The 13,466-nt window shown below is 61.8% G+C and carries 11 protein-coding genes; 4 read left to right on the plus strand and 7 right to left on the minus strand.

All coding sequences use genetic code 11. The features are described 5' to 3' along the window. Positions 1-5: 5 nt before the first annotated feature. The 4 genes from ACA041_RS19660 to ACA041_RS19675 form a co-directional block, all read right to left on the minus strand. A complete protein-coding gene (locus ACA041_RS19660; protein WP_497436121.1) occupies positions 6-1,586 on the minus strand; it encodes an aldehyde dehydrogenase (NADP(+)) in 1,581 nt (526 codons plus the stop codon). Positions 1,587-1,623: 37 nt separating this feature from the next. Then, a complete protein-coding gene (locus ACA041_RS19665) occupies positions 1,624-3,171 on the minus strand; it encodes a UxaA family hydrolase (RefSeq protein WP_497436126.1) in 1,548 nt (515 codons plus the stop codon). Between the two features lie 164 nt (positions 3,172-3,335). Further along, positions 3,336-4,298 carry a LysR family transcriptional regulator gene (locus ACA041_RS19670; RefSeq protein ID WP_497436131.1) on the minus strand — a complete coding sequence of 321 codons (963 nt, stop codon included), beginning with the start codon at positions 4,296-4,298 and terminating at the stop codon, positions 3,336-3,338. A gap of 95 nt (positions 4,299-4,393) precedes the next feature. Next, positions 4,394-5,383: a LysR family transcriptional regulator gene (locus ACA041_RS19675; protein ID WP_497436136.1), complete on the minus strand. Its 990-nt coding sequence runs from the start codon at positions 5,381-5,383 to the stop codon at positions 4,394-4,396. A 59-nt stretch (positions 5,384-5,442) separates the two neighbouring features. Between ACA041_RS19675 and ACA041_RS19680 the strand changes: the two genes are divergently transcribed. Further along, positions 5,443-6,759 carry an L-fuconate dehydratase gene (locus ACA041_RS19680; RefSeq protein WP_497436141.1) on the plus strand — a complete coding sequence of 439 codons (1,317 nt, stop codon included), beginning with the start codon at positions 5,443-5,445 and terminating at the stop codon, positions 6,757-6,759. A 192-nt stretch (positions 6,760-6,951) separates the two neighbouring features. Here ACA041_RS19680 and ACA041_RS19685 read toward each other — a convergent pair whose 3' ends face one another. After that, positions 6,952-7,404, minus strand: coding sequence for a MarR family winged helix-turn-helix transcriptional regulator (locus ACA041_RS19685; RefSeq protein WP_497436146.1), 453 nt, complete (start codon positions 7,402-7,404; stop codon positions 6,952-6,954). A 170-nt stretch (positions 7,405-7,574) separates the two neighbouring features. Between ACA041_RS19685 and aceE the strand changes: the two genes are divergently transcribed. Further along, complete coding sequence (aceE, locus tag ACA041_RS19690; protein WP_497436150.1) at positions 7,575-10,244, plus strand: pyruvate dehydrogenase (acetyl-transferring), homodimeric type; 2,670 nt, start codon at positions 7,575-7,577, stop codon at positions 10,242-10,244. A gap of 225 nt (positions 10,245-10,469) precedes the next feature. Here the strand turns inward: aceE and ACA041_RS19695 are convergent, their stop codons facing one another. Then, positions 10,470-10,706, minus strand: a complete 237-nt coding sequence (locus ACA041_RS19695) for a hypothetical protein (RefSeq protein ID WP_497436153.1) — start codon at positions 10,704-10,706, stop codon at positions 10,470-10,472. Between the two features lie 233 nt (positions 10,707-10,939). On the opposite strand from ACA041_RS19695, the gene ACA041_RS19700 reads away from it, so the two are divergent. Further along, positions 10,940-11,566 carry a hypothetical protein gene (locus ACA041_RS19700; RefSeq protein WP_497436155.1) on the plus strand — a complete coding sequence of 209 codons (627 nt, stop codon included), beginning with the start codon at positions 10,940-10,942 and terminating at the stop codon, positions 11,564-11,566. Between the two features lie 185 nt (positions 11,567-11,751). Then, a complete protein-coding gene (locus ACA041_RS19705; protein ID WP_497436158.1) occupies positions 11,752-12,816 on the plus strand; it encodes an alpha/beta fold hydrolase in 1,065 nt (354 codons plus the stop codon). Positions 12,817-12,960: 144 nt separating this feature from the next. Here the strand turns inward: ACA041_RS19705 and ACA041_RS19710 are convergent, their stop codons facing one another. Beyond that, positions 12,961-13,326, minus strand: coding sequence for a histone-like nucleoid-structuring protein, MvaT/MvaU family (locus ACA041_RS19710; protein ID WP_497436163.1), 366 nt, complete (start codon positions 13,324-13,326; stop codon positions 12,961-12,963). Positions 13,327-13,466: the final 140 nt, after the last annotated feature.

Below are 13,466 nucleotides of genomic sequence, written 5' to 3' on the forward strand. Positions count from 1 at the left end.
CGTATTCAATTCAAGGCCGCTGTGCTGTATTTGCCATCGACCAGGCGCTGCAGGCCCAGTGGGTTGGCGTTCTTCAAGGCATCGGGCAGCAACGCATCGGGTACGTTCTGGTAGCACACCGGGCGCAGGAAACGATCGATCGCCAGGGTGCCGACCGAGGTGCCGCGAGCATCGGAAGTCGCCGGGTACGGGCCGCCGTGGACCATCGCATCGCAGACCTCGACACCGGTCGGGTAGCCGTTGAGCAGCACTCGACCGACCTTCACTTCCAGCGCGCTGAACAGATGACCCGAGGCGCTCAGGTCATCGTCGTCGGCCAGCAATGTAGCCGTGAGCTGGCCATGCAAGGCGCCGACGGCGCGCAGCAATTCAGCCGCGTCCGCCACCTGGACGATCACGGTGCAAGGGCCGAAGACCTCTTCCTGCAGCAGCTCATCATGGTTCAGCAGCAGGCTGACATCGGCCTCGAACAGCTGTGGCTGTGCCTGGTTGCCCGCTTGCGCCAGGCCGCTCAAGTGTTTGATTCCCGGGTGGGCCAGCAACGCCTGCAGGCCGTTGCCGTAGCTGTTCAAGGTGCCGGCATTGAGCATGGTCTGCGGTGCCTGCTCGGCCATGTGCCCGGTCAGGTGCTCGATGAAGGCACTGAACGCCGGCGAGCGAATGCCCAGCACCAGGCCAGGATTGGTGCAGAACTGACCACAGCCCTGCACCACCGAGGCGGTCAGTTCCTTGGCCATCTGCGCGCCACGGTTGGCCAGGGCCTGGGGCAAGACCACCACTGGATTGATGCTCGACATCTCGGCAAACACCGGGATCGGTTGCGGCCGTGCGGCCGCCATGTCGCACAAGGCACGACCGCCCTTGAGCGAGCCGGTAAAGCCCACCGCCTGGATGCCCGGGTGCTTGACCAGCGCCTCGCCGACGCCGGCACCGAAGATCATGTTGAACACCCCGACCGGCATGCCGGTGCGCTCGGCGGCGCGGATCAACGCTTCGGCCACCCGCTCGGCCGTGGCCATGTGGCCGCTGTGGGCCTTGAACACCACCGGACAACCGGCCGCCAGGGCGGCGGCGGTATCACCACCGGCCGTGGAAAACGCCAGGGGAAAATTGCTGGCACCGAACACCGCCACCGGGCCGACACCGATACGGTACTGGCGCATGTCAGGGCGCGGCATCGGGGTCCGTGCCGGTAGCGCCTGGTCGATGCGTGCACCGTAGAAATCGCCACGGCGCAGTACCTGGGCAAACAGGCGCATCTGGCCGCTGGTACGACCGCGTTCACCCTGGATGCGCGCGCTCGGCAGCGCCGTTTCACGGCAGGTCAAGGCGATGAAGTCCTCGCCCAGGCCGTCGAGCTCGTCGGCGATGGCTTCGAGAAATTCCGCCCGGCGTACTGCCGACAGGTTACGAAACAGCGGGAATGCCGCGCTGGCCGCCGCCACCGCCGTATCGACTTCCGCCAGGGTGGCCTGATGGAATGCGCCTGGCAGGCGTTCGCCGGTGTGGGCGTCGACGCTGTAGACCAGGGTGTCGCCCAGGGCGCTGCGCTGGCCCGCGATAAAATTGAATCCGGAAACTTGCATGTGCTTTTTCGCCTTGTGAAGGTTGCAGGGCTGTCAATCAGGTCACGGCACCGATCTGCCAGGGCACGAACTCGTTCTGCCCATAACCGTGTTGTTCGCTCTTGCTGCGCTCGCCGGAAGCGATGCGCAGCATCTGTTCGAAGATGTAGGCGCCGCGCTCTTCAATGCTGGTGGAACCGTCGGCGATGCCGCCGCAGTTCACGTCCATGTCTTCTTCCTGGTGCTCGAACACCCGGTTGTTGGTCGCCAGCTTGATCGAGGGTGCGGGCGCGCAGCCGTACGCCGAGCCCCGGCCGGTGGTGAAGGCAATCAGGTTGGCGCCGCCGGCGACTTGCCCGGTGGCCGAGACCGGGTCGTAGCCCGGGGTGTCCATGAACACCAGGCCCTTGGCCCGGACCGCTTCGGCGTACTGGTACACATCCACCAGGTTGCTGGAGCCGGCCTTGGCCACCGCACCCAGGGATTTCTCGAGGATGGTGGTCAGGCCACCGGCCTTGTTGCCGGCCGAGGGATTGTTGTTCAGTTCGGCGCTCATGCGCCGGCAGTAGTCTTCCCACCAGTGGATGCGCGCGATGAGTTTTTCCCCCACCTCGCGGCTCACGGCACGACGCGTCAGCAAATGCTCGGCGCCATAGATCTCCGGGGTTTCCGAGAGGATCGCGGTGCCACCGGCCGCCACCAGACGGTCAACGGCATTGCCGAGCGCCGGGTTGGCGGTGATGCCCGAGTAACCGTCCGAGCCGCCGCATTGCAGGCCGACGATCAGGTGGCGAGCGCTGACCGGCTCGCGCTGCACCTGGTTGGCCTGGGGCAGCAAGGCCTTGACCTGCTCGATGCCACTGGCGATGGTTTTCGAGGTGCCGCCGATCCCTTGGATGGTGAAGGCGCGCAACTGGTCGCTGGCCTTGAGCCCCTGAGTCTCGAGCAGGCTTTCGATCTGGTTGGTTTCGCAGCCCAGGCCGATGATCAGCACCGCGGCAAAGTTAGGGTGTACGGCGTAGCCACCGAGCGTGCGGCGCAACAGCCCCAGCGCCTCGCCATTGGGGTCCACCGCGCAGCCGGCGCCGTGGGTCAACGCGACGACGCCGTCGATGTTCGGGAAGGCGGCGAGCGCTTCGGGGTGGATGTCCCGGCGAAAGTGATCGGCCACGGCCCGGGCCACGGTCGCCGAGCAGTTCACCGAAGTGAGAATGCCGACATAGTTGCGGGTCGCGACGCGGCCATCGGCACGCACGATGCCCTGGAACACGGCTTCAGTGCCGGGCATGGTATGGGCATCGACGCCGAAGGCGTAGTCACGGGCAAAGTCGCCCATCTCCACATTGTGTACATGCACGTGGTCGCCGGCTTCAATGGGTTGCGAAGCAAAACCGATGATTTGCCCGTAACGGCGCAGGGGCTGACCCTGCTCCACGCGCTGGCTGGCGACTTTGTGCCCTGAAGGAATCGGCTGGCGCACGGTGATCGCTTCGGCTTCCAGGCTCAGGCCTTCAGGCAGCGCCTGCCGTGCAATCAGTACGTTGTCCAGGGGATTGAGGCGGATCACGGCTGGGTCGCCGGTCCGGGTTCTGGCAATCAGTTGCATGGGACCTCTCAGGGCAGTACGGCTGACTTCTTGTTATGCGCTCGCCCGATCTGTGCCGGGCGAATCTGCGATAACTGTAGGGAGCCAGCCTCGACATTCCCAATGAGATGATCCGATCAATCGATAACCTGACGTTATCAAATCGCTTTATTGCACGACTGTAATCAATCGGTCGCGGCCCCCTCCTCCCGTCGCCGGCGAGCGAAATCCAGCAGGATGTCGACGAACTCCCCGGCCGAACCGGTGAGTGGCTCGTCCTTACGGGTGATGATGCCGTACTCCAGCGGCGCCAGGCGCAGCGGGGTCTGCAGCTCTCTGAGCTGGCCGCTGTCCAGCTGCGCCGCCACCATGGACCGGGGCAACATGGCGATCATGGGACCCGATTGCAGCAGCTGCAGGAACATCGGCATGGAGATGGTATTGACGCTGTCTGCCGGCGATGCGATGCCCGCAGCCTTGAACGCCAGCTCCAGGCGATCGCGAATGGGCGTCCCGACCGGGTACAGCACCCATGGCCACTGGCCGAGCGCTTCAAGCGGTGTGCAGTCCAGCTGATTGAGCGGATGACTGCTGTTAACCACCAGGCTGAAGGGCTCAGGCTCCAAGGGCTGGAAGTCGAAGACCTGGCTGTAGCGCTCTTCGGTGAAGCGGCCGATCATCAGGTCGAGTTTGTTTTGCTCGAGCATGGCCAGCAGGTGATCGCTGGACTGCTCCACCACTTCGATCGACAGCAACGGGCTGCGCGCCTTGATCGCGGCGATGGCTTGGGGCAGCACCACCGAGGTTGCCGCAAAAATCCCGCCGACCTTGAGAAATCCGTGACCGCCTTTGCGCAGCCGGTTGACCTGGTCGACGAACTTGTGTGAATCGGCCAGCGCACCCTGGGCATAGCGCACCACGTGCTCGCCCAGTTCCGTGGGCGGCATGCTGCGGGGCAGGCGCTGGAACAGGGCAAAGCCGAACTGCTCCTCCAGGTCACGCAACATCTTGCTCAAGGCGGGCTGGCTGAGGTTCATCCGGATGGCGGTGGCGTGCATGTTGCGCGTGCGCGCCAGGGTGTCGATCAGCACCAGGTGCTTGAAGCGCACCCAGTTGCAGAAGCTGGAATGGGTAATGTCCGATGGCATCGGGGGCAGCGCCTCTTTGAAGATGGAATGCGTTGAGTCAAGGGGGTCGCGTCGTCTGGTTCGCGGGCAAGCCTCGCTCCTACAGGGTTTGTCTGTTATGGCTCCCTGAAATATTCGAGCAGCGTATTCAATGCCACCGATCTTGGCCGGGAACGCAGGGTCAGCAGGCCGATGTTGACCATGGAGATCGGCAGCTCGACCGGCAGGATCGCGACCATGCCATAACACGCATAATGCTCGGCCACGTCATTGGGCACCACCGCGATCATGTCCGACGCCTCGAGCATCGCGGTGGTCGCCAGGATCGAAGCGGTTTCGACGATGTCCAGCGACTGCACCATGCCGCCGGCCTGCAGGGCCGCTTCCACCCGGCGGCGCATGGGGCTGCCGATGGGGTGCAGGATCCAGGTCAGTGTGATCAGGTCGGCCAGCTGCAAGGGCGAGGCCCCCGCCAACGGGTGCCCTGCCCGGGCGATCACGCGCATCTGCTCGCCGTTGTCGAACAGCTCGATGTCCAGGTCCTGACTGTCGCTCTGGTCCGGCAAGCGCCCCAGCACCACATCGAAATCGCCGCGCAGCAAGGCCGGCAGCAAGGTATCGCTGGTCCCCACCTCAATGGAAATCCGCACCCTGGGGTGATCACGCTTGTACGCCAGCACCGCCTTGGTCAGCAGCCGGGGCACCGGCCCCATCACGCTGCCGACGCGCACCCGTCCCAGAGCGCCGCGCTGCAACTCAGCGATCTGCGCCTGGGCTTGCTCGAACTCGTGCAACGCGCCCTGGGCGTAGCGAATCATCACCTCGCCATACAGGGTCGGCTGCATGCCACGGGGCAAGCGTTCGAACAGGCGCACGCCGAGGCGCTCTTCCAGTTGCTGCAACAGCAGGCTGGCCGCCGGTTGCGTGGTGTGCATCGCCGTGGCCGCCCGGCGCAGGTTGCCGAACTCACCCAGGGCGTTGAGCAAGGTGATCTGCCGGCTGGAAATTTTCAAGGCGCCCAGGTTAGGCGGCGGAGTCGGGATGGCTTCAGGGTTTGGCGACATATCGAATTCGGTATCGCTACTTAGGAAACGGTGATTATGCATGTATCGCTCGCCGACCTACAGTCGAGTCTCCAACTGGTCATCGAGCACAAGAGCCCACCATGAGCATTCGAATCACCCAGCTGAGCGTTCGCGATATCCGCTTCCCCACTTCCCTGTCGCTGGACGGCTCCGATGCGATGAACAGCGCACCGGACTATTCCGCGTCCTACGTCGTGCTGCACACCGACGCCCCGGCCGGCCTTGAAGGCCACGGCCTGACGTTCACCATCGGCCGCGGCAACGAGATCTGTGTCGCGGCCGTGCAATCCCTGGCTCCGATGGTGGTCGGCCTGACCCTGGAAGAGATCGTTGCCGACATGGGCGCCTTCTGGCACAGCATCACCGTGGGCGACAGCCAACTGCGCTGGCTGGGCCCGGAAAAAGGCGTGATCCACCTGGCCACCGCGGCCATCGTCAACGCCATCTGGGACCTGTGGGCCAAACACGAAGACAAGCCCGTCTGGAAGTTGTTGGCCGACATGACACCGGAGCAACTGGTGCGCTGCCTGGACTTCAGTTACGTCACCGACGTACTCACCCCCGAGGAAGCCATCGCCCTGCTGCGCCGCCAGGTGCCGGGCAAGGCGCAACGTGAGGCGCAAATGCTGCGCGAAGGCTACCCCGGCTACACCACCGCGCCGGGCTGGCTCGGCTACAGCGAAGAAAAAATGCGTCAGCTGGCCCGCCAAGCGGTCGAGGATGGCTGGACCCACATCAAGCAGAAAATCGGCGCCAACCTGGAAGACGACATCCGCCGCGCCACGATCCTGCGCGAAGAAATCGGCTGGGAACGCAGCCTGATGATGGACGCCAATCAGGTCTGGGACGTCGATCAGTCGGTCGCCAACATGCGCCGCCTGGCCGCATTCGAACCGCTGTGGATCGAAGAACCGACCAGCCCCGACGACATCCTCGGCCATGCCAGCATCCGTCGGCGCATCGCCCCGATCGGTGTCGCCAGCGGTGAGCATTGCCACAACCGGGTGATGTTCAAGCAGATGTTCCAGGCCGGCGCACTGGACTTCTGCCAGCTGGACGCGGCGCGCCTGGGTGGCCTCAACGAGGTGCTGATCGTGCTGCTGATGGCCGCCAAGTTCGACGTGCCGGTCTGCCCCCATGGCGGTGGAGTCGGTTTGTGCGAGTACGTGCAGAACATCGCCCTGTTCGACTACATCGCCGTTTCGGCTTCGCTGCACAACCGGGTCCTGGAATACGTCGACCACTTGCACGAGCACTTCCTCGACCCGGTGGTGATCCGCCGCGGCCGCTACATGCCACCCAAGCGTGCGGGCTACAGCATCGAAATGACCGCTGAAACCCTGGAGCGTTACCAGTATCCCGACGGCCAGGTGTGGCTCGATATCGCCCGCAGCTGATCAATGCCTCGATCCATTAGCGATACGCCGTGGCGCGCGACACCCGTGCGCGCTCGGCCACTTGCGCAACTTTCCATGTCTGAGTAGCGATCGTCGCGCTCGCTCTGCGAGCCCTGGCCCAGGAGGGGGTTATCGCTCAGGGACGCCTCGAGCAGGCAATGGACCGTTATCGGCTGCATTGACCCGATAACATCAACCCGCTCGCCCACTGTTGCGCGCCGCGCTCGCGGCCCGCTCAAGCGCGTTACTGAAGAACCGCTGTTGCTCGTCATCGAATTGCGACAGGAACAGCTCGTCCACCGCCCCTTCATAGATTTGCCACATTTTTTTACGCAACGCTTTCCCGCTCTCGGTAATGGCGGCATACGCACCACGGCCGTCATCGCTGGCACGGCTGCGAGTCACCAGGCCTTCGGCCTCCAGACGGTCCACCAACCGGGTGAGGTTGTAGCGTTCGATCGCCATCACGTCAGCCAATTCGCTCATCCGCCGGGTGCCGTCAGGGCCGCTTTCCAAGCCCCATAACGCGTCGTACCAAGCGTAAGCCGGCAGCCCCGCGGCCGCGAGTCGACGCTCGATTTCCCGGATCACACAGCGGTGAGCCCTGACGAATCTGAACCAGGTATCCGGATCGCTTGAAGACATGCATCACCTTTTTCATGAAATCTATTTAGTTGCAATTGTAGCGTGCAGCAGGCTAAGTTCTCGCATGTAGTTGCAATTGCAACTACATGCATGATTCAAGGCTGGCGTCGACCAGCCCCTTAGCCAGGCACCCAACGACTCGGTGCTGCTGCACTGCCCAGGAGACGACGATGGCACGACAACCCCTGTTTCTCGACGAGGATCCACAAGAAACTCGCGAATGGCTCGAATCCATCGAATCGGTGGCGAGCGTCGAAGGACGCTCCCGCGCCCACTATCTGATCGATCAGATGCTGGATTTCGATGCCAACCGCCATGGTGATTTCTACGGGCGGGTCACTACGCCCTACGTCAACACCATTGCGGTCGATCGTCAGCAGCCCTACCCCGGCGACCTGGCGATAGAGCGCCGGATCAATGCCTATATCCGCTGGAACGCCTTGGCCATGGTGCTGCGCGCGGGCAAGCATTCGAATGTGGGCGGGCACATCGCGTCCTATGCCTCGGCGGCCATCCTGTACGACGTCGGCTTCGAGCACTTCTTCCGTGGGCGCACCGAGCAGTTTGCTGGCGACATGGTGTATATCCAGGGCCACTCTTCACCGGGCATCTACGGACGCGCCTATCTGGAAGGTCGCCTGAGCGAAGAACAGCTGGACAATTTCCGCCGCGAGACTGACTGCGAGGGAATCTCGTCCTATCCGCACCCCAGGTTGATGCCGGACTTCTGGCAATTTCCGACGGTGTCCATGGGACTGGGGCCGATCACCGCCGCGTATCAGGCCAGGTTCATGCGCTACCTAGAAGACCGGGGCCTGAAAGAGCATCAAGGACGCAAAGTCTGGGCGTTTCTCGGTGACGGTGAAATGGACCAGCCGGAATCCCTGGCGGCGATTTCCCTGGCGGGTCGGGAGAAGCTCGACAATATTATTTTTGTCGTCAACTGCAACCTCCAGCGCCTGGACGGACCGGTGCGCGGCAACAGCAAGGTCATTCAGGAATTTGAAAGCCTGTACCGGGCGGCCGGCTGGAACGTGATCAAAGTGATCTGGGGCAGCGGTTGGGACGCCTTGCTGGAAAAGGACGAAAGCGGCCTGTTGCGCCAGCGGATGATGGAATGCGTGGACGGCGACTATCAAAACTACAAATCCCAGAACGGCGCTTACGTACGTGAGCATTTCTTTGGCAAATACCCCGAGTTGCTGGAACTGGTCAGCGACCTGAGCGATGAAGAAATCTGGAAGCTCTCTCGCGGCGGCCATGACCCGGAAAAAGTCTACAACGCCTACGCCGCCGCCATGCGCCACACCGGCGGGCCGACGGTCATCCTGGCGAAAACCGTTAAAGGCTTCGGCATGGGCGAAGCAGGCGAAGGCCAGAACATCAACCATCAGCTAAAGAAGATGGGAGAGGACGCGGTCAAAGCGTTCCGTGATCGTTTCGCGCTGGACCTCAGTGACGATCAACTGGGCGACATGCCCTACCTCAAACCGGCGGCGGACAGTATCGAGGCCCTCTATCTGCAAGCCAGGCGCACCCAACTGGGCGGTTACGTGCCGGCACGCTTCAGTGCGGTCGAGCCGTTGCGGATCCCGCCATTGTCGGCCCTGGACACCCAACTCAAAGGCACTGGCGAGCGCGCAATTTCCACGACCATGGCGTTTGTGCGCATCCTCGGCACTTTGCTCAAAGACCCCAACATCGGCAAGCTGATCGTGCCCATTGTCCCGGACGAATCACGCACCTTCGGCATGGAAAGCCTGTTCCGCCAGATCGGCATCCATTCCCACGTTGGCCAGTTGTATACGCCTCAGGACGCCGGCCAGCTGAGTTATTACAAGGAGGCGCGCGATGGCCAGATCATGCAGGAGGGGCTGAACGAATCCGGCGGGATTTCGTCGTGGATCGCGGCGAGTACTTCGTACAGTACCCACGGCGTGACGACGGTACCCTTCTACATCTTTTATTCGATGTTCGGCTTCCAGCGCGTCGGCGACCTGGCTTGGGCGGCAGGCGATGCGCGCGCACGGGGTTTCCTGCTGGGCGCCACGTCCGGCAGGACCACGCTGATGGGCGAAGGCCTGCAACATGACGATGGTCACAGCCATGTGCTGTCCTCCACCGTGCCGTGCTGCGTGTCCTACGACCCGACTTTCGCCTATGAACTGGCGGTGATCATCCAGGATGGCATGCGGCGTATGTATGTCGAAAACGAAGACATCTATTACTACATCACCCTGCTCAACGAAAACTATGCCCACCCACCCATGCCCGAAGGTGCCGAGCAGGACATTCTCAAAGGCATGTATCGGCTCTCGGCTCCGGCGCAGCCAATCGAAGGCAGGCACGTACAACTGATGGGCTGTGGCTCAATCCTGCAAGAAGTGATTGCCGCCGCGCAGTTGCTGGAGCAGGACTTCGGCGTCAGCAGCGAAGTCTGGAGCGTCACCAGCCTGACCGAACTGCGTCGCGACGGCCAGGAGGCCGAACGCTGGAACCTGCTGCACCCACATCAGGCGCCACGCATCGGTCACGTTGAACGTTGCCTGCACGATAAACAGGGCCCGGTGGTGGTAGCGACTGATTACATGAAAATATTCGCCGACCAGATCCGCCCGTTCGTGCCCAAGCGACGCTTCGTGGCATTAGGCACCGACGGTTTCGGCCAGTCGGATACCCGAGAATCGCTGCGCAGGTTTTTCGAAGTGGATCGCCACTTCATTGTGTTGGCGGCCTTGAAAGCGCTGGCCGATGACGCAGGAGTGCCAAGGGAAACAGTCGCCGAGGCAATTGCGCTTTATGGGATTGACCCGGAGAAGCAGAACCCGGCAAAAGTTTGAGTCTTGGCTGTATTGGCTGATTCTGGCCGCCGCGTTTGCAGCGGTCTTTTTTTTGGGAGGGCGTTCGCTGGTTTGGAGGCCGTCTCATTTTCCAACTTGGGTACGGTCCTGAGCTGCACTCCGCGCAGGGCATACTCTTGGCCACGGCACAGGGAACCTTAAAGCGCCCGAGCACATCGGTGCGAAGTGCGTGATGTTCTGAAGAGATTGACCTCTGCCCTGGCATCAACCGGGTTGATCGACAACCCTGATCTGCGTCAGCCCTACCAGCTCAGCCTGTTTTAAAACCTCCTGCGGCGTTGCGTCCGCAGTGGGCATGATCAGGCTGTTCTCTCCATCCCCGAAATGCAGCTGTAGCAGGTGCATCGCCGCCTCATGGACGGGCAGCTGAGGCTGCTTGAACTCGAACCTGTGGGCGCGGGGCTCGCCGTTGAACAGGTATTCCACGGAGTACTGAAGCATGGTGGGGTCCTCGTAATGGGCCTGACGGAGTGATCGAGCGCTGCGGCGCGCAAGACGACCACCGGTCGCAGATTCTGAACTAATGTTCACGCCGCCACCGCAAGCCAGTTTAACGACTAACATCCTCTCGAGAGCAAATTGCCAGCACGGTTCCGGTATAGCAGTAGCGCGCCAGAGATCGGCAGGCGATCCATGATTCATTCCGAACTCAATAGATCTGTAGGAGCTGTGATATGAACAAGCTGGGAGCGATCTTTCTTCTGCTGGTAGCAGGTACTGCACACGCTGCTGAACGCCTGTCAACCGTTCAGGTTTCGGGGCTCTCTGTCCCCGGCACCCAAGCGCTGGGGAAAGCGCAAGGATTCACGGAGTGCGTTGATTACTTTAACTACCTGTCCTGCTCGCGCAGCCAGCCAATGGTCGTTTTTGGCGCAACGGCCAGCAGCGCTGAAATAACACTTGATGTCACAGACAACTTTTCCAGTGAGGCGGATCCCATGGGAGGCGCCAAAATCACCGGTGTGGCCCTGGACAAACTGACCTACCGCTCCATACGTCTTGAATTTCAGCCCAAAGAGCGCGAGGCTCTGGAAAAAGCATTACGCGCCGATGGATGGTTCGCCGTTGGCAATGCAAAACGCCTCGAGTTTTACAAGGAGGGTGTGCCTGCGACCTTCCGCGTCAACAGCGCCTATATCACGTTGAGTCCGGTCAATATCAATGAGGTTAGCAAACGCGCTTCCAGACTGGAGGCCACCAACCATTCAAGCGCCTCCTCTGATTTACCCGATCCAGCGCGGGCAATGCTCAGGGAATCGGAGCCCCGTGGCGCCGGCTCGACGCGCCCGCCTCGCTTCTGATCTGCGTAGCGATTCTGCTGCTGCACTGTGTATCAACGTATGTCTAACTGACACCTTGATACACAGGTTTTCACCCGGCCTGCGTTTCGACACAGGCCTGACACGTCGCCGGGTTCAAATGCAAGCCAGGTTTCAAAGGGATCAGTCAGACCCCCTGGCCAACGGCTTGCAACGGAGACATGACCATGAACATGGCACTGCAGAATAAAACCGCTAAAACCCGCCACCGTCTGCTCGGCTCGTCGCTGCTGGCGTTCGCCCTGTTTGGCGCACTGGGTGCGGCCCACGCGCAGACGCCCGCCGCCGCGCAGCCCGCCGCGATCAATGGCGGCACCGCGCATGCGGCCCCCTCGCCGTTCGGCCCGTTGAAGCATGTCAAGGCCGGACTGCTGAGCGTGGCGTACGCCGAAACAGGCCCGGCCGACGGGCCGGTGGTGATTCTTCTGCACGGCTGGCCGTACGACATTCACAGCTATGACGAGGTCGCCCCCTTGCTGGCGGCGAAGGGCTATCGAGTGCTGATGCCCTATGCGCGAGGCTACGGCGATACGCACTTCCTGTCCGACAAAACCCTGCGCAATGGCCAACCGGCTGCACTGGCCAGTGACGTCATTGACTTCATGGATGCGCTGAAGATCAAACAGGCCGTGCTCGGTGGCTATGACTGGGGCGCGCGCTCGGCCGGCATCGTCTCGGCGTTGTGGCCAGAACGGGTCAAGGCGCTGGTCTCGGTCAGCGGTTATCTGATCGGCAATCAGGCGGCCGGCAAGAATCCGCTGCCACCCAAGGCTGAATTGCAGTGGTGGTATCAGTTTTACTTTGCCACCGACCGCGGTCGTGCCGGGTACGAGAAGAACACCCACGACTTTGCCAAGTTGATATGGCAACTGGCTTCGCCGAAATGGGCATTCGATGACGCCACCTTCGACCGCAGCGCCAAGGCGCTGGACAATCCCGACCATGTCGAGATCACCGTCTTCAACTACCGCTGGCGCCTGGGCCTGGTCCAGGGTGAGCCTCAGTACGAGGCGCTCGAGCAGAAACTGGCCACAGCGCCTTCCATCAGCGTGCCGACCATCACCCTGGAAGGCGATGCCAACGGCGCACCGCACCCTGCCCCCGAAGATTACGCAAAGCGTTTCACCGGCAAATACGAGTTCCGGCTGATCAGCGGCGGCATCGGCCACAACCTGCCGCAGGAAGACCCGAAAGCGTTTGCCAAGGCTGTGATTGATGCGGATCAGCTTTGAGGCCGGGCTGACACCCGCTCAGTAGCTTCGCGCCCTTGTAGGAGCGAGCTTGCTCGCGAAGGACGTTAACGATAACGCGTTATTTCTGAATAAACGCGTCGTCCTTGAGACCTTCGCGAGCAAGCTCGCTCCTACAGGGGGAATTTATTTGGCCAGCCAGGACTCTACCGTGTCCGAACCGTATTTGGCTTTCCATTCTTTCAGCGTGCGGTGGTTGCCACCCTTGGTTTCCACAACTTCGCCCGACTCGGGATTGGTGTAGACCTTCAACTGGCGAGGCTTGCGCGTGCCTGTTTTCTGCTCGGCAGCCGGTGCGCGGCGACCAGCGTTGGGATCCAGCAAGTTGACGATGTCTTTCAAGCTGTAACCGTACTTGGCAAGCAAATCACGCAACTTCTTTTCGAATTCAATTTCCTGCTTCAAGCCAGCATCACCCTTCAACGCTTCGAGGGCTTGGAGTTGCTCGGCCAGGTGTTTTTCCAGCTGACGAAATTCTGCGAGTTTAGACATGGGTATCTCTATGTGGTTAGTCCCCTAACGTTACACCAAAAACGCAAGTTTGACTGGTACCACTCGTTGAAGCACTAAGCACAGGGGATACATGTCTTACTCTCAGGGGTAAGATCGGACATCGCATATGGCGCGTACAA

The organism is Pseudomonas sp. LBUM1676, from assembly GCF_059695605.1.

Bases quoted from the DNA above. Each gene is read 5' to 3' on its own strand.
- ACA041_RS19660 (WP_497436121.1), bottom strand. From the start codon at position 1,586: ATGCAAGTTTCCGGATTCAATTTTATCGCGGGCCAGCGCAGCGCCCTG.
- ACA041_RS19665 (WP_497436126.1), bottom strand. From the start codon at position 3,171: ATGCAACTGATTGCCAGAACCCGGACCGGCGACCCAGCCGTGATCCGC.
- ACA041_RS19670 (WP_497436131.1), bottom strand. From the start codon at position 4,298: ATGCCATCGGACATTACCCATTCCAGCTTCTGCAACTGGGTGCGCTTC.
- ACA041_RS19675 (WP_497436136.1), bottom strand. From the start codon at position 5,383: ATGCATAATCACCGTTTCCTAAGTAGCGATACCGAATTCGATATGTCG.
- ACA041_RS19680 (WP_497436141.1), top strand. From the start codon at position 5,443: ATGAGCATTCGAATCACCCAGCTGAGCGTTCGCGATATCCGCTTCCCC.
- ACA041_RS19685 (WP_497436146.1), bottom strand. From the start codon at position 7,404: ATGTCTTCAAGCGATCCGGATACCTGGTTCAGATTCGTCAGGGCTCAC.
- aceE (WP_497436150.1), top strand. From the start codon at position 7,575: ATGGCACGACAACCCCTGTTTCTCGACGAGGATCCACAAGAAACTCGC.
- ACA041_RS19695 (WP_497436153.1), bottom strand. From the start codon at position 10,706: ATGCTTCAGTACTCCGTGGAATACCTGTTCAACGGCGAGCCCCGCGCC.
- ACA041_RS19700 (WP_497436155.1), top strand. From the start codon at position 10,940: ATGAACAAGCTGGGAGCGATCTTTCTTCTGCTGGTAGCAGGTACTGCA.
- ACA041_RS19705 (WP_497436158.1), top strand. From the start codon at position 11,752: ATGAACATGGCACTGCAGAATAAAACCGCTAAAACCCGCCACCGTCTG.
- ACA041_RS19710 (WP_497436163.1), bottom strand. From the start codon at position 13,326: ATGTCTAAACTCGCAGAATTTCGTCAGCTGGAAAAACACCTGGCCGAG.